This is a genomic window from Winogradskyella sp. A2 (genome assembly GCF_046762865.1).
In the GTDB taxonomy this organism is placed as follows: Bacteria; Bacteroidota; Bacteroidia; order Flavobacteriales; family Flavobacteriaceae; genus Winogradskyella.
In genome coordinates, this window is the sequence record NZ_JBKQXM010000007.1 from 1 (window position 1) to 24,378 (window position 24,378).

Here is a 24,378-nt window from a genome sequence, read left to right on the forward strand (position 1 = left end):
TGGTTCGTGGTGGAGTACGACGAGCCCGTGACGAACCAGAGAAAGGAACTCAATGCCCATTTTACCTTGAAACGATAATAAAGCATGAATTTGAAAAAGTATAGTTTAGTAACAATAATAGCCTTAGTAGTTAATTTTAGTTTTGCTCAAGAAGGTGTACCTATTTATTCTGATTATTTAACGGATAATTATTATTTATTACATCCTTCTATGGCTGGAGTAGCTAACTGTGCAAAGGTTAGAATGACCGCAAGACAGCAATGGTTTGGTATAGATGATGCTCCTAGTTTGCAGACGATAAGTGCAAATGGTAGGGTTGGAGATTCGCCCGTTGGAATTGGTGGTATCTTTTTTAATGATTCGAATGGATATCATTCTACAGTTGGAGGTTACGCTACATTTGCTTATCATTTGATGTTTTCGAGGAATGAGATTGACTTAAATATGTTATCTTTTGGTTTAAGTGCAGGATTTCTCCAATATAAATTAGATGAAACAGATTTTTTAGCACCAGGGGAATTCGATCAATTAATTGCAGGTATTGAACAAAGTGCTACAAACTTTAATATTGATTTCGGATTTTCATATCAATTTCTAGATTTTTATGCGCATTTTACTGCAAAGAATATTCTTAAAAATGAAGGAATAAATTTCAACGAACAAGGATTTGAATTTGATAATCTTAGAACATATTTGTTTTCTACTGGTTATGTTTTCAGTAAATATGGTAGTGAGTGGAGTTACGAACCTTCCATAATGTTTATGCATAGAGATGCAACAGAAGAATCTACAATTGATGTTAATGCTAAGGTATATCGTGAGATGGATTTTGGCAAAGTTTGGGGTGGTTTATCATATAGAAGAAGTCTAGATGGAGCAGAGTTTGTTGATGGCTCTGGAGTAAGTAGCCAAAAATTGCAATATATTACGCCTTTTATTGGTGTTGACTATAATCAATTTGTATTTGCATATACTTATTCTTACCAGGCAAATACGGTTAATTTTAACACAGGTGGTTTTCACCAAATTACGTTAGGATACAACTTTAATTGTAGACGAGAGAAATACGAATGTAACTGTCCGGCAGTAAATTAATATAGAAAAAGGCTCAATTTTATTGAGCCTTTTTATTTTACCAATTATAATTTTTTCTCTTGCCCTGTGATTTTATAGCATCAATCATGGCATTTTCTAATCCATTTTTTATTTGCTTGGATTTCTTTGCAATATAATCACGTCGCTTCATATTTAATTCGGCAATAGACTGTTGAAACTTTTCTCGTTCTGTACGTTTCTGCTGGATATAGGTTTTAATTTCGGATTTTGATTTATGCTTAAGTTCTTTGGGAAGTTGTTCAACTTTTAAATCTTCATAGTTAAAATCATCTTCAAGCGCTGCATCTACCAAATCCCATGAACTATTCTTGTAAAGTCTTGAACTTTTACTTACTGTTCTGCTAACGGCATTTGCTTTATTATAACTTCTTGCATTGGAATCTTGTTCTGCTTGGAGTTCCATTTTTGCAAGTCCTTGTCTACCATATGCAACGTACGTTTTATTCAATTTTGAATTGAGTTGCAATATGTCATCGTCGTATGGTGTAGCAATATGAACTGTAGATTGATTATGATTAATTGCCATATAATTTCCGTGTGTTAAATCAGCACCATCTTTCCAATAGGTATCAATTCCTTGATTGTAATCGCCACAAAAAATAGTATTAACAGTAACGTCTTTTTGGTGAGCAAGTTTAGAGGCAACTTTATAACTCACATTTCCTTGTGTGTAGGGTTCGTTTCCAGCAATAAATATGAATTTTAGATCTTCTTTATTATCTCCCCAATCTAACTGTTTTAGTGCTGTTTGAATGACTTTACCGCAAAACTCATTTCCACCATTGGTAGTTAATGAGAATAGGCTTTTTGATATTTCATCTAAATCATCACTAAAGGCAATCACTTGTCTTAAATAGCCTTCATCTGCATTAAGATTGTCATTGCCATATTCGTATAAAGCAATCTTAAGATTTGGATTTTGCTCTCTACATTTTGCATAAGATAATTCATTGACTATTTGCCACAACTGTGCTTTCGCCTGATCGATAAGCCCATCCATACTATTGCTCGTGTCTAATAGCAATGCTACTTTAATTTCAGGATTATTAGATTTTACAGTTGTTTCTAAAATTGTTTCTTTTAGAGCAATTTCTTGTTGATTGTTATTGGCATTGCATGCTGTTACAATTAGAATTCCAAATAATAAGATACTGGTTTTAAATATTGTTTTCATAATAGATTCGTTTTTTGATTATTGTGTAAAGCTCATATGAAAAAGAATGAATTAAAAATCGGAATGAGTGAATCAGCCCTTTGGTTGAGTAATGTGATTTACATATTTAGTAACCTAGAAGATTTAAATCTTTATATGTAAGAGTTTGAAGATTGCGTATTTTCCAAAGTGGAATAAAGTATGTAAGTTTAGTCCAACAATTAATAATTGAGTTTGTGAAAACAAGACATATTTATATTTGTTTTTTCTTTTGTCTTTTTGGAATAAGTGCATTTAGCCAAATTAATAGGGAAGCTGATGCAATAAAAGAAGAGGTGATTTTTGATATTCGTGGTTCAGTGTATATGCAAGATACACGCGTACCTATAGACCGTGTTACTATTTCAGTGAACAGTGGCGCCTATACAACTACTAATAAAGATGGTAAGTTTACAATTAAGGCTAGAATAGGAGACGAACTTACCATACAACATAAAGATTTTGAGACTATATTTTATACCGTAAAAAGTGGTGAAAGAATCACGATTGAAGTTACTGAAGATAATAACTTTTATGGAAGAAAGCTCAGTAAGGAGACAATAGGCAAACGCTTTAATAGATTAATTGACTCAGCAGGTGTTTATTTGAAAAAGGATGCTGAAAAAAGTCTTCAATTTATTGGTGATGCATTAGACAAAGACATAAGTTCAGGTCAGAGTGCTGAAGCCCATGAACTTTTGGGTGATATTTATACGCATTGGAAACAATTCGATTTAGCGGTTTCAGCCTATAAAATTAGTATTCAAAATACTGAAACCTCTTCAGCGAAATTAAAACTTGCGAATGCATATTTAGGTAATGAGGAATATGGAATGAGTATAAGAACATATCAGAGTTTGAGTGAAAAGAACCTTTCAAATTATCAAAAAATTGAACTGTATGAAGGAATTGGTGATGCATATCAAAAAACAAAGGAATATTCTAGAGCTATAGTGTCTTATGAGAAAGGATTGGATGTAGCTAATAAACATCTTATTTCTCCTAAAATAACAGATTTGAACTCAAAAATTGCCCAGGTTTATAATATTAAAGGTGAGCAATCTAAGGCCAAAGATTATTTCAGTAATTCATTGAATTTAGCTGAACAAGAAAACAAAACTAGAGCTGTTGAAGAGCAAGTTAAAGTTGCTGAATTTAGCAGTGACATGGAAGATTATGAAGGTGAAATACAACTTCGAAAAAAGGCAATTGAGGGTATATTAGATTTAGAAAAAGATTCGGTAATCTCTAATGAAAGTGCAAATACACTTCAGAAACAGAATTATAAAATAGGTAATGCCTACTATCTCAAAAATGATTTAGAAAATGCCATTCCTTATTTAGAAAAGAGTTTTGAAGAAGCTGAAAAGAAAGAAGATCTTGTAGTAAAGAAAGATGCTGCACGTAAGCTCTCAGAAGTTAATATAAAAGCTGGAAATACAGAAAAAGGATTAGAGTATTTAGATACATATAAAAATGTAGTTGACGAACTTTATGACGAGTTATATGCACAGAAAGAAATAGAGATTTCTCAAGTATCTCGTTTTAGAAAAAACATCTTAGAGAAACAAAACAGAATTACTTCTCTTGAGAGTGATAGAGCCTTGTCTGAAAGTAAATATGAGTTAACCCAAGAACGTAATAAACGTCAGCAACTAATTATCTATTCGTTAGTTGGAGGATTAATACTTCTTCTAGTCACTGGTTATTTTATGTTTAAATATATAAAACAACAGAAACTCGCCAATAATTTACTAGCTCTTAAATCGTTACGCAGTCAAATGAATCCACATTTCATTTTCAATGCCTTAAACTCAGTGAATAGTTTTATTGCAACAAATGATGAACGAATAGCAAACAAGTATTTATCTGATTTCTCATTTTTAATGCGTGCAGTTTTGGAGAATAGTGAAGAGGATTTTATTCCTTTAGAAAAGGAGATTGACCTTATAGATTTGTATACCAAATTAGAGCACTTTAGATTTCAAGATAAATTTGATTATTCAATAACAGTAGATGAATCATTAAACATTGATGAGTTTCAGATTCCACCAATGTTATTGCAACCTTACATAGAAAATGCTGTGTGGCATGGACTTAGATATAAAGAAGAAAAAGGACATTTAAATATTGATATTAAATCCAAATCTAAAGATGAGTTAACTATTTCTATTACAGATGATGGTATCGGCAGAGAGCGATCTAAAGCCTTAAAAACATCCAATCAAAAGAAACAAAATTCAAAAGGTATGAACAATATCAAAAAACGTGTTGCTATACTTAACGAAATGTATAAAGACAAAGTAGATGTTACCATAGATGATTTTCAAGATGAGGAGGATAAAGGGACGAAGGTTGTTGTAATACTTAAAAAGGACTAAGATGAAATTAAATGCATTAATTGTAGAAGATGAAGCAAAAAGCAGGGAAATTCTAAGAAATTACCTCACAAAATACTGCCCTAATATTTCAATTTTGGGTGAAGCTTCAAATGTTGAGGAGGCACTTGTACTGATAAGAAATAATGATTTAGATGTTGTTTTCCTTGATGTTGAAATGCCATATGGAAATGCCTTTGACTTATTGGATAAAGTTGGTGATATTGATTTTGAAACTATTTTTGTTACTGCCTATAATCATTATGCTATAGATGCCTTAAATGCACATGCATCCTATTATTTAATGAAGCCAATTTCTATTGATGAGCTTATAAAAGCTGTAGATTATGTCATGGAAATAAAAACCAAAGAGGATGCACTACAAAATCAAGTCTTTGCGCCTAATACTAAAGCTGTATATGGTAAGATTACACTGCCACAACAAGACGGTTTTGAAGTCATAGACACTAAGGATATAATGTATTGTAAAGCCGATGATAATTACACGGAAATATATCTAAATAACAACAAGAAAAAATTAGTCAGTAAGACTCTAAAATATATTGAAGAAAGCCTAAAGGAAAGTAATTTTGCTAGAGTTCATAAAAGTTATTTAGTCAATGTAAACGAAATTGTAAAATATGTAAAAGGAAAAGGAGGTAGTGTAGTTTTGAGTAACGGAAAAGAAGTTATCGTATCTGCCTCTAGAAAGTCTGAATTGTTATCTTATTTTAAATAGCTATGCCAGTAATAAAACCAGTAAGGGGAATACACCCTCAAATACCAGATGATTGTTATGTTGCCGATAATGCTACAATAGTTGGTGAAGTCATCATGGGTAATGAATGCAGTGTTTGGTTTAATGCAGTCATTAGAGGAGATGTCCATTTTATTAAAATGGGTAATAAAGTCAATGTACAAGATGGCGCGGTTATACACGCTACCTATCAGAAGTCCGCAACTACTATTGGAAATAATGTTTCCATAGGTCATAATGCTATTGTACATGGTTGTACAATACATGATAATGTATTAGTAGGTATGGGAAGTATTATAATGGACGATTGTATAATTGAAAGCAATTGTATTATTGCAGCGGGTGCAGTCGTAATACAAAATACGGTTGTAGAATCTGGGAGTATTTATGCAGGTGTTCCTGCTAAAAAGGTAAAGGAAATAAGTGAGGAACTTATTACTGGTGAGATAGACAGAATTGCCAATAATTACGTAAAATACTCAGGGTGGTTTAAAAGCGATCGCTAATTGTTTCAATCAATTCACTCACGCTTTCTATGATATTAAGTTTTTCATTATTTAATAATATGGAAATTTGATTATCCTCTAGTTTTAATATTGAAGGATATTTAATTTTTACATTTGGATAGATGGCCTCAAATTCATCTTTATGATAAAAAACCATTTCTAAATTGCTTTGCTCTCTAAAGTTTTTCCATGTTATATTTTCTGTAAAGGTGTCATAAGTAAGTGTGCACAAACTACATGGATAGGTCGATGGACTCAATAGTTTATGCCCAACATCCAATAATGCATTCAAATTTCCTGAGTTGGCATTATATATAAAGAGTAGCTTCATTTTAATTTAGTATACAAAAGAAGTTTTTCCTTACTAAAAATCTAAAAAAGAACTATTAAACTTATTATCTATAATTGTGCGTAATACCTCAATATCTCCATTTGAATAGAAACTTATTGATGGTTGAGAGTCAGTTGTATTTAATAGATCGTTTGATTGTAGAATGGCTTGAGTTTGCCTGGCAACGGCTAATCCAGAATCTATAATCGTAACCTTTTTAGGTAACATCTTAGTTAAAATTGGGATTAAATAAGGATAGTGAGTACAACCCAAAACTAAATGATCTATATCTGCTTTAACCATAGGTTCTAAGTAATAATTTAGTAAGGTCACCATTCTTTTAGAATTTAATTGACCACTTTCAATTAATGGTACTATACCTTCTCCGACCTGTTCAATGACTTTGATTCCGCCTGCATATAAGTCCGTGGTTTTATGAAACAATTGACTGCTTAAAGTACCCTTAGTGGCTAGAATACCGACTGCATTCGTTTTTGTGTTTAGCGCGGCTGGTTTAATGGCAGGCTCAATGCCTATAAATGGTACATCATATGTTTTTCTTAAGTACGAAATGGCATTAGTCGTAGCTGTATTGCATGCAACCACAATAATTTTGCAATCTTGTTTAAGAAGATATTCTGTGTTTTTAATACAAAGTTGAAGTATCTCTTTTTTAGTTTTATTACCATAAGGAGCATTTTTACTATCTGCCAAATAAATACAGCTTTCATTTGGCAATAGACTATGAATCTCCTTAAAAATAGAAGTTCCTCCAATTCCAGAATCAAATATACCTATGGGTCTATTACTCATTATCACAAAAATAAAAAGTCGCTTATCAATTAAGCGACTTTTTAAAATATTTATTTGTTATAGATTTATAAACCTAATTCAGCCTTTACATCTGCCATTAAGTCTTTTCCTTTAGCAACGATTAAACCACCTGCTTCAAGAACATAATCAATGTTTTGTGCTGTAGCAACTTTTTCAATAGCAGCTTTAGCTTTTTCAGTAATAGGTTTTAAAAGATTAAATTCTTTCTCTTGAATGTCTTTTTGAGCCTGTTGTTGATACTGACCAAGGCTTTGTTTCATTTCTTCAACCTCTTGCATACGCTTTTGGTTTTCCTCTTGAGTTTGGCTTGGAGCTTCAGCATCGTATTGCTTTAATTTGTTCTCTAACTCTTTAATAGAACCTTCAATTGTAGTTTGATACGTTTTACCTAGCTGTTCAATTTCTACCTGTGCCGCTTTATACTCGGGCATTGCTTTTACAAGTTCTTGTGTATTAATATGTGCAATATTACTTTGTGCGGCTATAAAACTTGTCGCTCCAATAAAAAGTGCTGTTGCAAATAGTAAAGTTTTTAAATGTTTCATTTTTTCTAAGTTGTATTTGTGTGTTATAATTAATTAATTTCCTTCTCCTTTCTTAGCTTTCGCTATAGAATCTCTCTTTTTTAGTTGTTTTTCTCGTTCTTCACGTGCTTTTTTGCGTTCTTCTATTATTTGTTTTTTACGTTCTTCTAATGCTTTCTTTCTGGCTTCTCTTTCCTTTAATTTTTGCTGGCGCTTTTCTTCTAATATCTCAGCCTGAGTCTTAGGTTTACTAGTTTTGGTTGAGTCTTTTTTTATTTCAGAATCAGATTGCTTCGCACTTGACTTTTCAGTACTTTTTTCTTCTGCACCCGCACCTTCAACTATCTTTTCTTTTGCCTCACTTTTGGTTTCTGATTCTATCGTTGCTTCTTCTTTAGTGCCAGTTTCAGTTTCTGATTCAGAATTTTTCTGACCGTTTCTTGCTTCTAAAACTTTTTGTCGTCTTTCTTCAGCTTCACGTTTTTTGGCTTCCCTTGCTTCTTGTTGAATTTTTCTTCTTTCTTCAAGAGCTTTTTCACGTTCAGCTCGTTTTGCTGCTAATTCTGCCTCACGAGTTGCTTTGCGTTCTTCTAATGCTTTTTGACGTTCATCCTTTTCTGCACTCACAACAGGTACAACTTCTTCTTCTTCTAAGGCCTTTCTTTCTTTTTTATCTTTTGCCTGTGTCCGTTTGGATGTTCTTGTTATAGTTCTAAGAACCTGTTCACTTATATCATACCTTTCAGCCGAATATAGCATAACTACATCTGCAGATTTATCAAATACAAAATCATATTTTTTTGTTGATGCGATTTCTTGTACAGCAGAAAAAATTTGATCTTGAATAGGCGCTATTAATTGTCGCTTTTGAATCATTAAATCTCCATTTGGACCAAATCGTTTTTGTTGATAATCTAAAATTTCAGCTTCTTCAAACGAGATGTCTTCCATACGCTCTTCATACAGCTCCTTAGTTAAAAGAACACTTTCATTTTCAAGTTCTTTTTTCTTCTGTTCTATAACGCTTAGCTGTTTCTCAATATCAGATTTCCATTGCAACACTTTCTTGTCTAATTGTGTTGAAGCTTCTTGATATTCAGGTACATTTTGCAAAATGTATTCAGTATCTATATAGCCAATCCTAACACCACGTTGTGCAATAGCACTAAAGCTCATTAACCCTGTAATTGCCAGTAAAAAAAGAACTTTAAATTTCATCATGATTATGTTTTTATTTTGAGACATAATTGGTATAACCAAATATTTCCTTGTTTATCAGTGTTACTTTACTTCAAATTAACGAAATATATTCCTAAAAATTTTAACACCATGGTGAAATCCTTATATAGCTGTTAGAAAATATCGTGCCAAACTTAAAATTGTTGTCCGATAATGAAGTGAGTTTCCCATCCATTTTTAACAGTTTGACCGGGAAGAGGATCGAATCCATGGCCAAAATCTATACCTAATAATCCAAAAGCTGGCATAAATATTCTTAAACCAACACCTGCAGATCTATTTAGGTCAAACGGATTGAAGTCCTTAAAGCTATTAACCGATGCGCCTGCTTCTAAAAAGGTCAATGCATAAATTTTAGCTTGTGCACCCAAAGTGACAGGGTACCTCAATTCTAATGAAAACTTGTTATATATTGATCCACCATCTTGAGCCGATAGCGATTGATTTGGATAACCACGTAATTGAATAATTTCCCTTCCATCCAATGCAAAGTTTCCTAAACCATCACCACCTAGAAAGAATCTTTCAAACGGAATTACACCTCTATCATTGTTATATGCACCTAAGAAACCAAATTCAACACTTGGTCTTAAAACTAACTTTTTGGTTAACTCAGTATACCAATCTGCTTTAAATTTTATTTTGTAAAACTCTAACCAATTAAAGCGTTCTTGATCTATTTCTCCAATGCGTTCAAAATCATCAGGATCGCTTGGGTCAAGTGAGTCTCTTTCGTCTGCTAAAGCTTCGTAATCAACACCATTCACTAATGAATAAGGAAAAGTAAGTTTTGCTGAGACCGAAAAATTAGATCCACCAGTTGGGTAAATAGGGTCGTTGTAAAGGTTGTTTCTACTTAAACCAATAGTGTAAGATAAATTATTTGAGGTACCGTTACCAAAAGTAAATAGTCCTGTATTATAATTATTGAGATCATAATGCTGATAACTAATTGCCTGTGAAAGTAAAAAGAAATCATCTGGTTTCTTTAATCTAGTAGATGCTCCAAATGTTATACCAGTAATATTAAAACTTCTACTCTTATCTGCTCTTCTGCTCTGCGGATTGAATAAAAACTGTCTAGAATATGATAAAGAAGTTGATAATTGAAATGGTTTTTTGCCACCTAACCATGGTTCACTAAAAGAGAAACTATAAGTCTGAAAGAACTGACTGGCTTGAAGCCTTAATGCTAAACTTTGCCCATCTCCTCTTGGCACTGGCTTATAAGCTTCCTTTTTAAAAATGTCTTTAATTGCAAAATTGTTAAATGACAATCCAAGTGTTCCAATAAAACCACCTCCGCCATAACCTCCTTGTAGTTGAATCTGGCTTGAGCCTTGCTCTACAACTGAATACTCAACATCTAATGTGCCATCTACTGGATTTGGATTCTTGATATTTGGTGCAATTTGCTGAGCATCGAAAAACCCTAGTTGACCAAGCTCTCTAATTGTTCTAATAATATTTGCCTTACTATATAATTGACCTGGACGAGTTCTAATTTCTCTATATATAACATGATCGTTTGTAACATCATTACCAACCACTGTCACATTATTAAAATAGGCAGGTTTACCCTCAGAAATACGAATCTCCATGTCAATTACATTTCCCTCTGCACTTACCTCTACAGGGTTTATAGTGGAGAACATGTAACCAAAGTTTTGATAGGCATTGGTTAAATCATTAGCATCGGGATTATTAGGATCTGCTATTCGCTCCCTTAATTCAACTCCATTATAGGTGTCGCCTTCTTTAATTTTTAAAATACTAGATAAATAACTGTCCGTATATACTGTGTTACCTACGAAATCAATTTTACCAAAAGTATATTTCTCTCCTTCTTCTACATTGATATTTAGACTTATAGTATTATCATTATTGTAGATAATTGAATCTGAAACAATCCTTGCGTCTCGATAACCATTTTCTTTATAGAAATCTACAACACTAACTAAATCGGTTTTGTAATCTTCCTCTATATATTTAGATCTTTTTAGAATACGAATAGGATTTTTCTTCTTCGTATTTTTCATTGCTTTTCGAAGCTTTTTACCTTTAATTTTCTCATTGCCATTGAAGGCAATGTCTTTGATTTTTACTTTTTCGCCCCTATCAATCTTAACCAGCATATTGACACGTTCTTTTTTGACAGAATCGATTACTTCAGATGTTACAATATTTATTTTAGCATTAAGAAATCCTTTCTTTTTGTATTTATTGGCAAGATAATTTTTTGTATTCGCAATTAAGTTTTCAGTTACCTTAACGCCAGGTTGGAGATTATTTTCTTGAATAATCTCATCTTTTTTACCCTTCTTTACACCAGAAATAGTAAGCTCTAATAATTCTGGTAAATCCATAAGATTTATCTCGAGGTTTGCGGTATTGCCTTCAATATTGGTAATGTAAATATCAATACTACTAAAAAGATTAGATTTCCATAAGGTCTTTACCGCATTTGCTATTTTCTCACCGCCTAATTGAATTTCTTCATCTTTTCTAAGCTTAGAATAAGCGATAATAGTTTGTGGACTAAAATTAGTATTACCGGTAACAGTAATTTCTTTGATTAAATACTTAGCGCCTTCAACTTGAGCGTTACTTACCATTGTTGCAATAAAGAACAATACTATGCTTAAAAACGTTGTAAAGGAGATTAGTACTCTATTAAGGGGTAAGTTGTTCGCTTGTTTTTCCAAATCTTCGTTCTCTATTTTGATAATTTATGAGTGCTTCATACAGATTTTCCTTTTTAAAATCTGGCCATAAAATATCTGTAAAATATAATTCTGCATAGGCGATTTGCCATAGCAAAAAATTACTAATACGCTGTTCTCCACTTGTTCTTATAAGGAGGTCAACATCTGGTAAATTTTGCGTGTAAAGATGCTTATTTATAATGGATTCATCAATACTTTCGGAGGAAATTATATTATTTTTAACTTTAACTGATAATTCCTTAATAACATTAACAATTTCTTCCCGAGAACCATAGCTTAATGCTAAAGTTAATGTCATATTCGTATTGTTTTTCGTTTTTTCTATAACATCTAATAGTTCGGAATAAGCTTTTTTAGGTAAATCTTTTAAGCAACCAATAGCAGAGAGTTTAATATTGTTGTCCTGTAATGTTTTAATTTCTTTTTTTAAAGACTTAACCAACAACTTCATTAATGTTTGCACTTCTAATTTTGGCCTATTCCAATTCTCGGTAGAGAATGCATAAAGTGTAAGATTCTTAATTCCTAATTCAGCACTAGCCTCAACTGTTTCTCTGACAGATTTTGTTCCGCTTTCATGGCCAATAACCCTTATGAGACCTTTTTGTTTGGCCCAACGACCATTTCCATCCATTATAATAGCTACATGGTTAGGTAATTTGGCTTTATTTATCTGTTCTTTTAGACTCATTTAAAAATTACAATAGCAAGGTCTTCTTCCAAAGGTGTAAGTTAGTGTAAATCCTGAAAACACATACCAATCATTATTATTTGTATTGCCAAAACTAAATCGTTCTCTAAATTCAGCATCTGGCACACTACCATCAATTTCATCAGTAAAGGTGTATCTAGCACCTATTTCAGCGGCAAGAACCAAATGATTTGAAATATTAGTTTTATATCCTAATACCATTGGTATTCCATAAGCCCAACTGCTTGTGTTTTCAGAAGTAATTATACCATTTTCATCAAAGTAAAAATTGTCATGATTTGCTGTTGTAATACCAGTATATATATATGGTGTACCCTGTATGCCAACTTTATGAAGGTCAAAATCCCAAAAAGTGAATTCCATCCCAGCTGAAATTTCAATGATATCGTTGCTAAAACTATAGTCTCTTTCTACTCGCCTTTGATCACTCGATTTACTGTCTAGTCCTTCTAATTCACTAAATATAATTGAAGCTCTGAATGAATGTCTGGGGCTTCTATTCCACTTAAATATAGCGCCAATTGCAGGCTGATTTGGAGAGATGTAATTGGTAGCTCCAACATCGCCAATAAAATTACTTCCACCAGCAAAAATACCAACTTCATAAATTTGGGCATTCATATTTTGGCTTAGGAAAATACTCAATATAACTAGGAAAAAATACCTCATAAAATTCTCAAAGTTTGCAAATATAATAATTATGATGAGCCTTTAATAATTTGTATTAAATTGTCTTAGAGATAAACAGATTAAACAGTTATTTATTGTTTAATTACGGCGATCTTCACCCCAGAGTAATTTTTTTCTTAGCGTGTCTAAAAAAGATTCATCAATCAATTCAACCATTTTAATTACAAAGTCTGCTTTTTTTATAGTGACTTTTGCGCTATTTGGTAAAGTTATAATTCGAGAGTCTAGTGACATTAAAAACTGATCTTCTCTACCATCTACTTTAAACTTAACGGATGTATTATCTGGTATTATCAATGGTCTGGCACTAAGATTATGGGGTGCAATTGGTGTTAAAACAAAGTTATTAGCATCTGGAGTAATGACTGGTCCACCACAACTTAATGAATATCCAGTAGAACCTGTTGGAGTGGAAAGAATCAGGCCGTCTGCCCAATATGATGTTAAATATTCATCATTTAGGTGGGTTTCAACAGTAATCATTGATGTTGTATTCTTTCTGCTAATTGCAATTTCATTCAAGGCAAAGTTTGTGTCTTCAATGGTTTTATTTTTAGGATTAGTAGTTACACATAATAAAGAGCGTTCGGATATTTTAAATGCACCTTTAAATATTTCATTTAAAGCATTTGAGATTTCTTCAGTTTGAATGGTAGCAAGAAAGCCTAATCGACCTGTGTTTATGCCTACAATTGGTATGCCCAAATCTCGTACATAAGTAATAGCTCTTAAAATAGTACCATCACCACCTATGCTTACTAATAGATTAAAAGAATTATCTAATTTCTTGAATTGATTGACAGTAGTGTTGTTTTGAATAGATTTAGACTGTTTACTTAAAAAATTACACTCAACAAACACATCAGCGTCATTTTCTAAAAGTACCTTTAAAAGCATTTCAAATGCTTCTTGAGTTGTCTCTTTAGCATAATTTTGACCATAAACAGCAATTTTCATAATAATTACATGTTTAAATATTTGTCGAGGTATTGAGAGCGTTCCTTCAGGCTTTCTAAGTATGTGTCATCCTCATGTCCAGAAATGATATTATAGCCATAGCGCCTAAAGGTCTGAATAACTTCGTTGAGACTTGCATTGTCGATTTTTAAGGTAATTTTTACTAAATCACCGTCCATTTTAGAAATAAATGCCCCAAGTAATTTGGCGTCATTAGATTCTACTATTTGACTGATTTCACTAAATGAATAGTCATTGATACCCTTTTCGACAATAATAATTCCACCTGGTTCTGAAAAAAATGGTGTTTCATTAAATAAATGGATAATATCATTTAATTCATAATATCCGAGGTAAACATTATCCTTACCTAGTACAGGCATTATATTGCAATCGTTCTGAGCAAATGCTTCTAAAACATCTAGCCAATTGGTGGAGTCTCTAACATAAAAACCTTCAACCGCATAGTTGCAATCGCTAATTGATATTGCACCATCAAAACAATGCGCATCTGTTTCAGAAATACAACCAATATAAATTCCGTCTTTATGTATAGGAATATGTGAGTATGTTAATTGATTAAATAGTAATTGTAAATCACTTATTTTATCAGTAATACTCAGTGGTTTAATGTCATTTATTATGAATTCCTGTAATTGCATTATGGGACTATTTATTAGTTGCAAATTAATCAAAAATAACCACAAAAAGCGTGTTGTACTTCGTATTTTTGTGAATTGAAAAACGATTTAAATGACCAAATTAAGTGTTAATATAAATAAGATAGCAACACTCAGAAATAGCAGAGGAGGAGATTTACCTAATGTTGTGCAATTTGCAAAAGACGTGCAAAGATTCGGTGCCGAAGGTGTTACAATACACCCTAGGCCAGATGAAAGGCACATTAGATATCAAGATGCTTATGACCTAAAACCTGTTGTGTATACTGAGTATAATATAGAAGGCAACCCAATTCCAAAGTTTGTTGATCTGGTTTTGGATATAAAACCAACACAAGTCACATTAGTTCCAGATACAGAGGATGCAATAACTTCTAATGCAGGTTGGGATACTATTAAGCATAAAGATTTTTTAATAGATATTATTAATGAATTTAAACGCAATGGAATTAGAACTTCCATTTTTGTTGATCCCGATCTCCGACAGATTCAAGGTGCAAAGGAAACAGGAACAGATAGAATAGAGCTATATACTGAAGCATTTGCACATCAATATAAATTAGGAAAGAAGGAAGGCATTGACCCTTACATGGAGTGTGCAGGACTTGCAAATACTTTACATTTGGGTATTAATGCTGGCCATGATTTGTCCTTAGATAACATTAAATTCTTTAAAGAAAATATCACAGGACTTCTAGAGGTATCTATTGGCCATGCATTGATTTCAGAAAGTCTTTACTTTGGAGTAGAAAATGTAATTCAAATGTACTTACATAGACTGCAATGATCTTACATTCTAATATCATTGGTGAAGGAAGGCCCTTCGTAATCCTTCATGGTTTTTTAGGTATGGGAGATAATTGGAAAACCTTAGCCAGAAAGTTTTCCGAATCAGATTACCAAGTCCATTTACTAGACCAAAGAAACCATGGCCGTAGTTTTCATTCAGATGAATTCGATTATGAACTCATGGCCGATGACCTAAAGAAATATTGCGAAATCAAAGACTTTTCTGATATCGTTTTGTTGGGTCATTCAATGGGTGGTAAAACAGCGATGCTTTTTGCTTCAAAGTACCCAGAATTAGTAAAGAAATTAATCGTTGCAGATATTTCTCCGCGTTATTACCCTGTACACCATGATATTATTTTAGAAGGATTGAGTCAATTAGATTTTTCATTTGTTAAAACCAGACTTGAAGCAGATCAGGTATTAGAAGAGTATGTATCGAATATTGGTGTTAGGCAGTTTTTGTTAAAAAATCTATATTGGGTTCATAAAGGACAATTAGGACTTAGAATTAATTTAGAAGTTTTAAAAGAACATGTTTCTGAGGTAGGAGAAGCTTTACCTGTGCATGCTGTTTTTGATAAGGATACTTTATTTCTTCGTGGTGACCGATCTGAATATATTGGTGAAACAGATGAAGCTATAATTCAAAGACATTTTCCTGATTCAGAAATCGTTACAATAACTAATGCTGGTCATTGGTTACATGCAGAAAACCCTAAGGAATTTTATGATGTTGTTATAAAATTTGTAAATTAGAGTTAGATATATTGTATTATGAATTTAATTATTAGACTCTTATTAAATGCCCTAGCTGTTTTTATACTTGCACATGTTTTGGATGGAGTTACCGTAAATGGTTATTTGGGTGCTGTTATAGTGGCGCTTGTTATAGCGGTTTTAAATATTTTGGTAAAACCATTACTTATTATTTTAACCTTGCCAGTAACAATAATGACATTGGGACTTTTCCTGTTGGTTATAAATGCCCTGATAATCCTTTTGGCAGATAAATTAATTGACGGATTTGGTGTTTCAAGTTTTTTAACAGCCTTACTATTTAGTATCCTCTTGTCAATACTGCAATCAATACTTCAGTCAATATTTAAAGAACAGAAGAAATCACAATAAATCAAAGACTTAAAGTGTTGTTGGGTTGTAAAAAATATTGTATTTTTGCAGCCCAATTTTAGTTACAATAATAATGAATATTACAAGAGAAAACATCGATGAACTTAATGCGGTAGTTAAAGTAGATATCGCCAAAGAAGATTATAGCGATAAAGTTGAAAAAATATTAACAGATTACCGTAAATCTGCTAACATTCCTGGTTTTAGAAAAGGACATGTACCAATGAGTTTGGTAAAAAAGCAATACGGTAAAGCAGTTCTTGTTGATGAAGTGAATAAATTATTACAAGATGCAATTGGTAAGTATCTTGTAGAAGAAAAACTGGACGTATTAGGTAACCCATTACCAAAACCACAGGATGATTTAGATTGGGATTCTGATGCTTTTTCTTTTGAATTCGAACTTGGTCTAGCACCAGAATTTGAAGTAAAGCTAAAGAGTAAAAAAGCTATAACACACTATAATATAGTTGCTGATGACAAAATGATAGGCAATCAAGTTGATCACATCAGAAAACAATATGGCAAGCTGATTTCAGAAACTGAAGTTTCAAAAGAATCTGAAATTACAGGTAAATTTACAAGTGAAGAAAATGGTATTGAAAATGTTGCTACAATAACTTTAGATAAACTAAAAGGGAAAACAAATCCTAAAAAGTTTATTGGAGCTAAAGTTGGTGATAACATAGTATTAAAAACCAAAGGGTTATTTAATGATGATCACGATTTAATGACTTTTTTAAAGGTATCTCATGATGATGCGCATGATTTAAATGTAGAGGTAGTTTTTGAAGTTAGCGAAATCAATACCAGAGAATTAGCAGACTTAGACCAAGAATTATTTGATAAACTTTTTGGGAAAGGCGTAGTTACTACTGTAACGGAGTTAAAAGAAAAAATCAAAGCTGATTCAGAAAAACAGTTTGCTCAACAAGGAGAGCAAAAATTGTTGAACGATGTTACGGAATATTTGGTAGAAAGCACAAAATTTGATTTACCAGCATCATTCTTGCAAAAGTGGATGCAAACGGCAGGAGAAGAGCCAATGACAGAAGAACAGGCTAAGGAAGAATATGAGAAATCTGAGAAGAGCATGCGCTATCAATTAATTGAAGGTAAATTAATTCAAGATCATAATTTACAAGTTCAATTCGAGGATTTAAAGGCTTATGCACTGGAAATGATTAAAGGTCAAATGGCACAGTTTGGACAAATGAATCCTTCTGAGAAAGAATTAGAAGATATTGCAGCACGTATTTTATCTAATCAAGAGGAAGTAAAGAGACTTTCTGAGCAATTAATGAGTCAGAAGTTATTAGAGCTTTATAAAAGTGAAGCAAATCTTAAAACAAAAGAAATCACTTACGATGATTTTGTAAAAGAATTTTACAGTTAATCAGTCTGTAAAAATATTAGTATCTTTAAGGCGTAAAACTGAAAAGTTTTACGCTTTTTTTTTAAATCAAAAAACAAATTAAAATATATGAACTACGGTAAGGAATTTAAAAAATTCGCTATAAAAGACCAAGGTGTAAGCAGTACATATTACGACAGTATTATTACAAGTATGTATCCTACAAACTTAACTCCAAATATCATTGAGGAGCGTCAGATGAACGCAGTGGCAATGGATGTTTTCTCTAGGTTAATGATGGATCGTATTATATTTTTAGGGACAGGTGTTAATGACCAAGTGGCCAACATTATCCAAGCGCAGTTATTATTCTTGCAGAGTGTTGATGCGTCAAAGGATGTTCAGATTTACATCAATTCACCAGGTGGTAGTGTTTATGCTGGTTTAGGAATATATGATACAATGCAGTTTATAAAACCAGACGTTGCTACAATCTGTACAGGTATAGCAGCTTCAATGGCAGCAGTATTATTATGTGCTGGTGAAAAGGGCAAAAGATCTGCGCTTAAGCACTCTAGGGTTATGATTCATCAACCAATGAGTGGTACACAAGGGCAAGTTTCAGATATGGAAATTGCAGTAAGAGAAACCATAAAAGTAAAAGAAGAACTATACAACATCATTTCTAATCATTCAGGTAAACCTTATGAGCAAGTGGAGAAAGACTCAGATAGAGATTATTGGATGAAATCTACCGAAGCTTTAGATTATGGGATGATTGATGAAGTTTTAGAACGCAAGTAGTTGTAATAATTTACGACTAAATCTACTAACTAGAATTAATATTATGGCAAAAGAAGAATTAGAATGCTCGTTTTGCGGAAGGAAAAAGCCAGAAACAAATTTACTTATTGCAGGTTTAGACGCACATATATGTGATCGATGTATTGAACAAGCTCATGGTATTGTTATTGAAGAATCTAAGCAAAGCGGAAATACAGAGTTAAGTGCTGAATTAATGCTTAGAAAGCCTAAAGAGATTAAGTCTTTTTTAGATGAATATATCATTGGGCAAGAATATACAAAACGCGTAATGTCAGTTGCCGTATATAATCACTATAAAAGATTATTGCAACCACCAACGGATGATGATATTGAAATACAAAAAAGTAATATCATTATGGTTGGCCAAACAGGTACGGGTAAGACATTAATGGCAAAAACTATTGCCAGAATGTTAAATGTACCATTGGCAATTGTAGATGCAACAGTTTTAACCGAAGCTGGATATGTAGGAGAAGATGTAGAGAGTATATTAACTAGACTTTTGCAATCTGCAGATTATAATCTTGAAAAAGCACAAAGAGGTATTGTATTTATTGATGAAATAGATAAAATTGCACGTAAGAGCGATAATCCTTCTATTACTAGAGATGTTTCAGGTGAAGGAGTGCAACAAGCTTTATTAAAACTTTTAGAAGGAACGATAGTCAATGTACCACCCAAAGGGGGTCGCAAACATCCAGATCAGAAATTTATTGAAGTAAATACAGAACATATTTTGTTCATAGCAGGTGGTGCTTTTGACGGTATTGAACGTGTTATTACTAAACGTCTTAATATGCAAGCCATTGGTTATAGCTCAATTAATACGGATACTGTTGATCAAGACAATATCCTTCAATATATTATACCTAAAGATCTTAAGGACTTTGGGTTGATACCTGAAATTATCGGAAGGTTACCTGTGCTAACGCATATGGATCCTTTAGACGCTAATACTTTAAGAGCAATCCTAACAGAGCCTAAAAACGCCATCATTAAGCAATACAAGAAATTGTTTGCAATGGATGAGGTAGAATTTAGTATCACTGAAGGTGCACTAAATTATATTGTAGGAAAGGCAATAGAATATAAACTAGGAGCTCGTGGTTTGAGATCACTTTGTGAAGAAATTTTAACAGAGGCAATGTTTGATTTACCAGGTTCTGGAGAAACTAAATTAAATGTTACCAAGTCATATGCGGAAGATAGGTTGTCTAAATCTACATTGAAAAAATTGAAGGCTGTTTCTTAAGACATTTATACCTTTATAAAAACAGAAACCACAATATCTAATTAAAGATCTTGTGGTTTTTATTTTTAGTTAGGATTGATTAATAAATATTGCTTGCAATATTGTTCTGTTGACTAGATAATGTCATTGTCATTTCTCTTCGGTACGAATATAGAATCTTAAGTTGGTTAAGGTCTTTAATCAACTAATTATTGGTTGAAATATTGGCAATTATCGATGTACGATAATTCTATACATATTTTAACGATTAAAGGTTATTATGCTTAATCTTATGCATTTGAGTTGAGCCTAAGAAGCTCCTCAACATAATCTCTGGTGTTAGAAAGCCGTGGTACCTTGTGCTGTCCACCTAGTTTATTGTTTTCTTTTAACCAGTCGTAAAACAAGTTTTGCCTTGCATAATGAATTTTAGGCTTGTTAAGCGTCATATTATTATAACGCTTAGCCTCGTAATCTGAGTTAAGTGCTTTCAGAGCATTATCAAATAATTCTTCAAAATAAGACGTGTTCTGTGGAGGTGTCTTAAATTCAATGATCCATTCGTGTGCTCCTTTTTCTTTTCCTATCATAAAAATTGGAGCTGCTGTATAATCTACAATTTCAGCATTGGTGCGTTTACATACTTTTTTAAGTGCAACTTCGGCATTCTCAATTATTAGTTCTTCACCAAAAGCATTTATATGATGCTTAGTTCTACCAGACACCTTTATTCTATGAGGGTTTAGGCTTACAAATCTTATGGTATCGCCTATTCTGTATCGCCATAATCCTGCATTAGTAGTTATTATAAGTGCATAGTTTGTATTTAGCTTTACATCACTAAGAGGAATAACTTTCTGATTATTTGTACCAAAAGTGTTCATTGGAATAAATTCATAAAATATTCCATAATCCAACATTAATAATAAATCACCTGTATAGTTTTGATCTTGTATAGCAAAGAATCCTTCGGAGGCATTATAAATTTCGTAGTATTTAAAATTCTTTGATGGTAATATCGCTCGATATTGTTCTATGTATGGATTAAAACTTACACCACCATGAAAGTAGACTTCAAGATTTGGCCAAATATCAAACAAGTTGTCCTTTCCTGTTTTGTCTAGAACATTGTTTAATAATACCATCATCCAGGACGGAACACCAGCAAGACTTGTAACATTTTCATTAATGGTTTCGTCAACAATAGCAGCCATTTTGGTTTCCCACTCACTCATAAGTGAGACCTTACTACTAGGAGTGCTACTAAACTCAGCCCAAAAAGGCATATTATCAATAAGAATGGCACTTAAATCCCCAAAAACAGTTCCGTTCTCCTTATATAATTCTTTACTACCTCCCAATCGTAAACTTTTTCCAGTAAACAATTGAGAATCCTCATTATTATTTAAATACATGCATAGTAAGTCCTTACTGGCTGCATAATGGCAATCCTCCAGAGATTCATTGCTTACTGGGATAAATTTGCTTTTAGCATTTGTTGTTCCGCTCGATTTCGCAAACCATTTTATAGGTCTTGGCCAAAAGATATTTTGTTCACCTCTTCTTGAACGCTCAATTGATGGTTGAAGACTTTCATAATTTACTATAGGTAAACGTTCGCTAAATTCTTTATAAGTCTTAATTGACGCAAAGTCATACTTTTTTCCTATTTCTGTATCCTTGGCAAATTTTATAAGGCTAAAAAGTAGCTCATTTTGCACTTCATTAGGATATTTCAAAAACAAATCAATCTGATGAAATCGCTTTTTTAAAAACCATGAAGCAATAGAATTTACAATAGGAATTGGCATGGATTAGTTATCTTTACTCGCAATGCGAGATTTAATTATTTTAATTAGAAAATTAATATTAAATCTTTTTTCTTCAAAGTTCTTTATGCTAATTTCATAGAGGCTTAGATGCTAAAAATAATAAATTCTTTTATGAATTATAGAGGTGTCCTTACTAAAATGCAAACGGAGTTTTTAGAGCCAATACAGTATTATTTGGTATTTGAGAATGACTTCATTCATATGAATCAATTATTAAATAAAACGATTTCCATAAAATTGGTTGGGCATCAATGCTTAAGTTGTGGGCTAGATAGACCAATTTATAGACAGGGATTTTGTAGAACCTGTTTTTTTGACAAACCAATTGCTGGTGATTGGATAATGCGACCAGAATTAAGTACGGCCCATCTAGGAAAGGAAGACCGTGATTTAGAATATGAAAAGAAGGTGCAATTACAACCACATATTGTATACTTGGCTAACTCTAGTAATGTAAAGGTTGGAGTTACCAGAAAGAGTCAGGTACCGACTAGATGGATAGATCAAGGTGCACACGAAGCAATTGAGATTGTTGAAGTTCCTAACAGATACCTTGCTGGTATAACTGAAGTTGCATTAAAGGATTATGTTGCTGATAAAACCAATTGGCGAAATATGTTGAAGAATGATGTAAAGGATGAAAATTTAATTGAATGGCGAAATAAGCTAAAAAATCATATACCTGAAGAAGCTAAGGATTATTTTATTGAAAATAATACTGAAACACATTTACATTTTCCAGTAATGCGATATCCTGAAAAACCCAAAAGTTTAAATCTTAATAAATCTGTAGAATTTCAAGGTAAACTAGCTGGTATTAAAGGGCAATATCTAATTTTTGAAGACAATACAGTGTTCAATGTAAGAGCCAATGAAGGATTGGTAATTGAATTAAGTTTATAGTCTCCGTGTACTCTTATGAACTGATGTTAGTATTCCGTTAAAATTTATTTTGTTTAACAATTAATACATAATTTTAAACAAAATATAAAATATGAAAACTTCACCCTTTTTATATATTGCAATTACAACTTTACTATTAATTACAATAACCATAATGTCGGCAATGGATTTTCCATTCGGATGGGTTTTCTATTTAACGGTTTTGGGTCAGATATTTTTAGTTGTTATGGTTTATAAGGTATTGAGAGATGATTATAAAACGGATAAAACTTTTGATCATTTTTATGAGGACAAACCAATTGACCCTTTTGGAGTAAGTGCAGAAAACGAATCTGAGAAATTTAGATTATAATAAATTATAAAGTCTTAGTAAATGATGAATTTAGAACATAGCTTCAACATTGCTATGATTGAGACGTCAAGAAATTTTAAAGTATGAGCAGATTTTGACAAAAAAAAAGAGCAACATTACTGTTGCTCTTTTTTTTTGTATTTAGGAATATAATTATATGTTTTCCTGATCTCTTAAGCCTTGAATATATTCTGCTTTTTGGATTTCTCTTCTTCTCTTAACTGAAGGCTTTGTAAAATAACGAGACTCTTTCAAATTATTCATAATTTGAACGTTTCTATGCTTACGCTTATAACGCTTGAGAGCTCTTTCTATATTCTCTCCTTCTTTTATTTCAATCTTTATCATCTAATGATATTTTATTGTGTGTTTCTCAATTGAACGGCAAATATATGTTAACTATTTGAAAATAAAAAATTAATTAACCCAAATAGGTCTTTAATATTTTACTCTTACTAGCATGTCTTAATCTTCTAATACCCTTTTCCCTTATTTGTCTCACACGCTCTCTAGTTAAATCATATATGCTTCCAATTTCTTCAAGTGTCATTGCTGGTTGATCTCCAATTCCAAAATTTAATCTAATGATGTCACTTTCCTTTTGAGTTAATGTGTCTAATGCCCTTTCAATTTCAATATTTAAAGAGGCTTTCATTAATGCTTTATCCGGATTTGGTGATTCGCTTGCACTTACCACATCGTATAAACTAAAGTCTTCACCTTGTTTTAATGGGGCGTCCATTGATAAATGACGGCCAGAGTTTTTCATAGATTGTTTTACTTCTCTAACACTGATATCTAATTCCCTTGCTATTTCCTCTGCATTTGGTGGCCGTTGGTGAATCTGTTCTAAATGAGAAAACGTTTTGTTTATCTTATTTATAGTACCAATTTTATTAAGTGGTAATCTAACAATTCTAGATTGCTCAGCTAAGGCTTGAAGAATGGCTTGTCTAATCCACCATACTGCATAAGAGATAAACTTGAATCCTCTAGTTTCATCAAATCGTTTAGCCGCTTTTACCAAACCTGCATTACCTTCATTTATTAAATCAGGTAATTTTAATCCTTGATTTTGATATTGCTTTGCAACAGAAACCACAAATCTTAAATTAGCAGTGGTTAATTTTTCTAATGCTTGTTGATCACCTTTTCTTATCCTTTGCGCTAGTTCTACCTCCTCATCAGCAGTAATCAACGGAATTTTACTTATATCTTGTAGATATTTGTCTAAAGATTTGTCTTCTCTGTTGGTTACCTGCTTGGTGATTTTTAATTGCCTCATGTATTTAGTTTAAAATTAGTCAACCCATAACATA

The 24,378-nt window shown here is 32.3% G+C and carries 25 protein-coding genes; 12 read left to right on the forward strand and 13 right to left on the reverse strand.

Annotated elements, in window-relative coordinates; translation table 11 throughout:
* The first annotated feature begins 84 nt into the window (after positions 1–84).
* Positions 85–1,095, forward strand: a complete 1,011-nt coding sequence (locus ACFWV9_RS13135) for a type IX secretion system membrane protein PorP/SprF (RefSeq protein WP_411895690.1) — start codon at positions 85–87, stop codon at positions 1,093–1,095.
* Between the two features lie 37 nt (positions 1,096–1,132).
* Here the strand turns inward: ACFWV9_RS13135 and ACFWV9_RS13140 are convergent, their stop codons facing one another.
* Positions 1,133–2,290: a vWA domain-containing protein gene (locus ACFWV9_RS13140; RefSeq protein ID WP_411895691.1), complete on the reverse strand. Its 1,158-nt coding sequence runs from the start codon at positions 2,288–2,290 to the stop codon at positions 1,133–1,135.
* Between the two features lie 215 nt (positions 2,291–2,505).
* Between ACFWV9_RS13140 and ACFWV9_RS13145 the strand changes: the two genes are divergently transcribed.
* The 3 genes from ACFWV9_RS13145 to ACFWV9_RS13155 are packed head-to-tail and all read left to right on the forward strand — an operon-like array spanning position 2,506 to position 5,949.
* The gene (locus tag ACFWV9_RS13145; protein ID WP_411895692.1) at positions 2,506–4,689 is read left to right on the forward strand and encodes a histidine kinase; all 2,184 of its coding nucleotides are present in this window, start codon (positions 2,506–2,508) and stop codon (positions 4,687–4,689) included.
* Position 4,690: 1 nt separating this feature from the next.
* Positions 4,691–5,425 carry a LytR/AlgR family response regulator transcription factor gene (locus ACFWV9_RS13150; RefSeq protein ID WP_411895693.1) on the forward strand — a complete coding sequence of 245 codons (735 nt, stop codon included), beginning with the start codon at positions 4,691–4,693 and terminating at the stop codon, positions 5,423–5,425.
* A gap of 2 nt (positions 5,426–5,427) precedes the next feature.
* The gene (locus tag ACFWV9_RS13155; protein ID WP_411895694.1) at positions 5,428–5,949 is read left to right on the forward strand and encodes a gamma carbonic anhydrase family protein; all 522 of its coding nucleotides are present in this window, start codon (positions 5,428–5,430) and stop codon (positions 5,947–5,949) included.
* Here ACFWV9_RS13155 and ACFWV9_RS13160 read toward each other — a convergent pair.
* The 9 genes from ACFWV9_RS13160 to ACFWV9_RS13200 all read right to left on the reverse strand — a co-directional run bounded on the left by ACFWV9_RS13160 (position 5,933) and on the right by ACFWV9_RS13200 (position 14,624).
* The gene (locus tag ACFWV9_RS13160; RefSeq protein WP_411895695.1) at positions 5,933–6,280 is read right to left on the reverse strand and encodes a GTPase; all 348 of its coding nucleotides are present in this window, start codon (positions 6,278–6,280) and stop codon (positions 5,933–5,935) included. The two genes, ACFWV9_RS13155 and ACFWV9_RS13160, sit on opposite strands and share 17 nt — an antisense overlap.
* 33 nt (positions 6,281–6,313) lie before the next feature.
* A complete protein-coding gene (murI, locus tag ACFWV9_RS13165) occupies positions 6,314–7,093 on the reverse strand; it encodes a glutamate racemase (RefSeq protein WP_411895696.1) in 780 nt (259 codons plus the stop codon).
* Positions 7,094–7,158: 65 nt separating this feature from the next.
* Positions 7,159–7,659 (reverse strand): OmpH family outer membrane protein, encoded by a 501-nt coding sequence (locus tag ACFWV9_RS13170; protein WP_411895697.1) that lies wholly within the window; start codon positions 7,657–7,659, stop codon positions 7,159–7,161.
* 33 nt (positions 7,660–7,692) lie between these two features.
* The gene (locus ACFWV9_RS13175) at positions 7,693–8,859 is read right to left on the reverse strand and encodes an OmpH family outer membrane protein (protein WP_411895698.1); all 1,167 of its coding nucleotides are present in this window, start codon (positions 8,857–8,859) and stop codon (positions 7,693–7,695) included.
* Between the two features lie 152 nt (positions 8,860–9,011).
* Positions 9,012–11,582 carry an outer membrane protein assembly factor gene (locus tag ACFWV9_RS13180; RefSeq protein WP_411895699.1) on the reverse strand — a complete coding sequence of 857 codons (2,571 nt, stop codon included), beginning with the start codon at positions 11,580–11,582 and terminating at the stop codon, positions 9,012–9,014.
* The gene (locus ACFWV9_RS13185; protein ID WP_411895700.1) at positions 11,551–12,294 is read right to left on the reverse strand and encodes an isoprenyl transferase; all 744 of its coding nucleotides are present in this window, start codon (positions 12,292–12,294) and stop codon (positions 11,551–11,553) included. The genes ACFWV9_RS13180 and ACFWV9_RS13185 overlap by 32 nt, the downstream gene beginning before the upstream one ends.
* Positions 12,295–12,984, reverse strand: a complete 690-nt coding sequence (locus ACFWV9_RS13190) for a DUF6089 family protein (protein ID WP_411895701.1) — start codon at positions 12,982–12,984, stop codon at positions 12,295–12,297. It lies immediately after the preceding gene.
* A 99-nt stretch (positions 12,985–13,083) separates the two neighbouring features.
* Positions 13,084–13,962 (reverse strand): NAD kinase, encoded by an 879-nt coding sequence (locus tag ACFWV9_RS13195; protein WP_411895702.1) that lies wholly within the window; start codon positions 13,960–13,962, stop codon positions 13,084–13,086.
* A gap of 5 nt (positions 13,963–13,967) precedes the next feature.
* Complete coding sequence (locus ACFWV9_RS13200; protein WP_411895703.1) at positions 13,968–14,624, reverse strand: acetoin utilization protein acuB; 657 nt, start codon at positions 14,622–14,624, stop codon at positions 13,968–13,970.
* Positions 14,625–14,715: 91 nt separating this feature from the next.
* Between ACFWV9_RS13200 and ACFWV9_RS13205 the strand changes: the two genes are divergently transcribed.
* From ACFWV9_RS13205 to clpX, 6 genes are all read left to right on the forward strand, one after another.
* Positions 14,716–15,429 (forward strand): pyridoxine 5'-phosphate synthase, encoded by a 714-nt coding sequence (locus tag ACFWV9_RS13205; protein ID WP_411895704.1) that lies wholly within the window; start codon positions 14,716–14,718, stop codon positions 15,427–15,429.
* Positions 15,426–16,190 (forward strand): alpha/beta fold hydrolase, encoded by a 765-nt coding sequence (locus ACFWV9_RS13210; protein ID WP_411895705.1) that lies wholly within the window; start codon positions 15,426–15,428, stop codon positions 16,188–16,190. Before ACFWV9_RS13205 ends, ACFWV9_RS13210 begins: the two co-directional genes overlap by 4 nt.
* A gap of 18 nt (positions 16,191–16,208) precedes the next feature.
* Positions 16,209–16,562, forward strand: coding sequence for a phage holin family protein (locus ACFWV9_RS13215; RefSeq protein WP_411895706.1), 354 nt, complete (start codon positions 16,209–16,211; stop codon positions 16,560–16,562).
* 73 nt (positions 16,563–16,635) lie between these two features.
* Positions 16,636–17,958, forward strand: a complete 1,323-nt coding sequence (gene tig / locus ACFWV9_RS13220) for a trigger factor (protein ID WP_411895707.1) — start codon at positions 16,636–16,638, stop codon at positions 17,956–17,958.
* A gap of 87 nt (positions 17,959–18,045) precedes the next feature.
* A complete protein-coding gene (gene clpP, locus ACFWV9_RS13225; protein ID WP_411895708.1) occupies positions 18,046–18,720 on the forward strand; it encodes an ATP-dependent Clp endopeptidase proteolytic subunit ClpP in 675 nt (224 codons plus the stop codon).
* Positions 18,721–18,763: 43 nt separating this feature from the next.
* Positions 18,764–19,993 carry an ATP-dependent Clp protease ATP-binding subunit ClpX gene (clpX, locus tag ACFWV9_RS13230; RefSeq protein WP_411895709.1) on the forward strand — a complete coding sequence of 410 codons (1,230 nt, stop codon included), beginning with the start codon at positions 18,764–18,766 and terminating at the stop codon, positions 19,991–19,993.
* A gap of 269 nt (positions 19,994–20,262) precedes the next feature.
* On the opposite strand, the gene ACFWV9_RS13235 is transcribed toward clpX, so the two are convergent.
* Positions 20,263–21,783, reverse strand: coding sequence for a GH3 auxin-responsive promoter family protein (locus ACFWV9_RS13235; RefSeq protein WP_411895710.1), 1,521 nt, complete (start codon positions 21,781–21,783; stop codon positions 20,263–20,265).
* Between the two features lie 132 nt (positions 21,784–21,915).
* On the opposite strand from ACFWV9_RS13235, the gene ACFWV9_RS13240 reads away from it, so the two are divergent.
* Positions 21,916–22,707, forward strand: a complete 792-nt coding sequence (locus ACFWV9_RS13240; protein ID WP_411895711.1) for a DUF2797 domain-containing protein — start codon at positions 21,916–21,918, stop codon at positions 22,705–22,707.
* Between the two features lie 91 nt (positions 22,708–22,798).
* On the forward strand, positions 22,799–23,059 hold the full coding sequence (locus ACFWV9_RS13245) for a hypothetical protein (RefSeq protein ID WP_411895712.1): 261 nt from the start codon (positions 22,799–22,801) through the stop codon (positions 23,057–23,059).
* 153 nt (positions 23,060–23,212) lie between these two features.
* Here the strand turns inward: ACFWV9_RS13245 and rpsU are convergent, their stop codons facing one another.
* Complete coding sequence (gene rpsU / locus ACFWV9_RS13250) at positions 23,213–23,407, reverse strand: 30S ribosomal protein S21 (protein ID WP_114299265.1); 195 nt, start codon at positions 23,405–23,407, stop codon at positions 23,213–23,215.
* Between the two features lie 73 nt (positions 23,408–23,480).
* Positions 23,481–24,344 (reverse strand): RNA polymerase sigma factor RpoD/SigA, encoded by an 864-nt coding sequence (locus ACFWV9_RS13255; protein WP_411895713.1) that lies wholly within the window; start codon positions 24,342–24,344, stop codon positions 23,481–23,483.
* Positions 24,345–24,378: the final 34 nt, after the last annotated feature.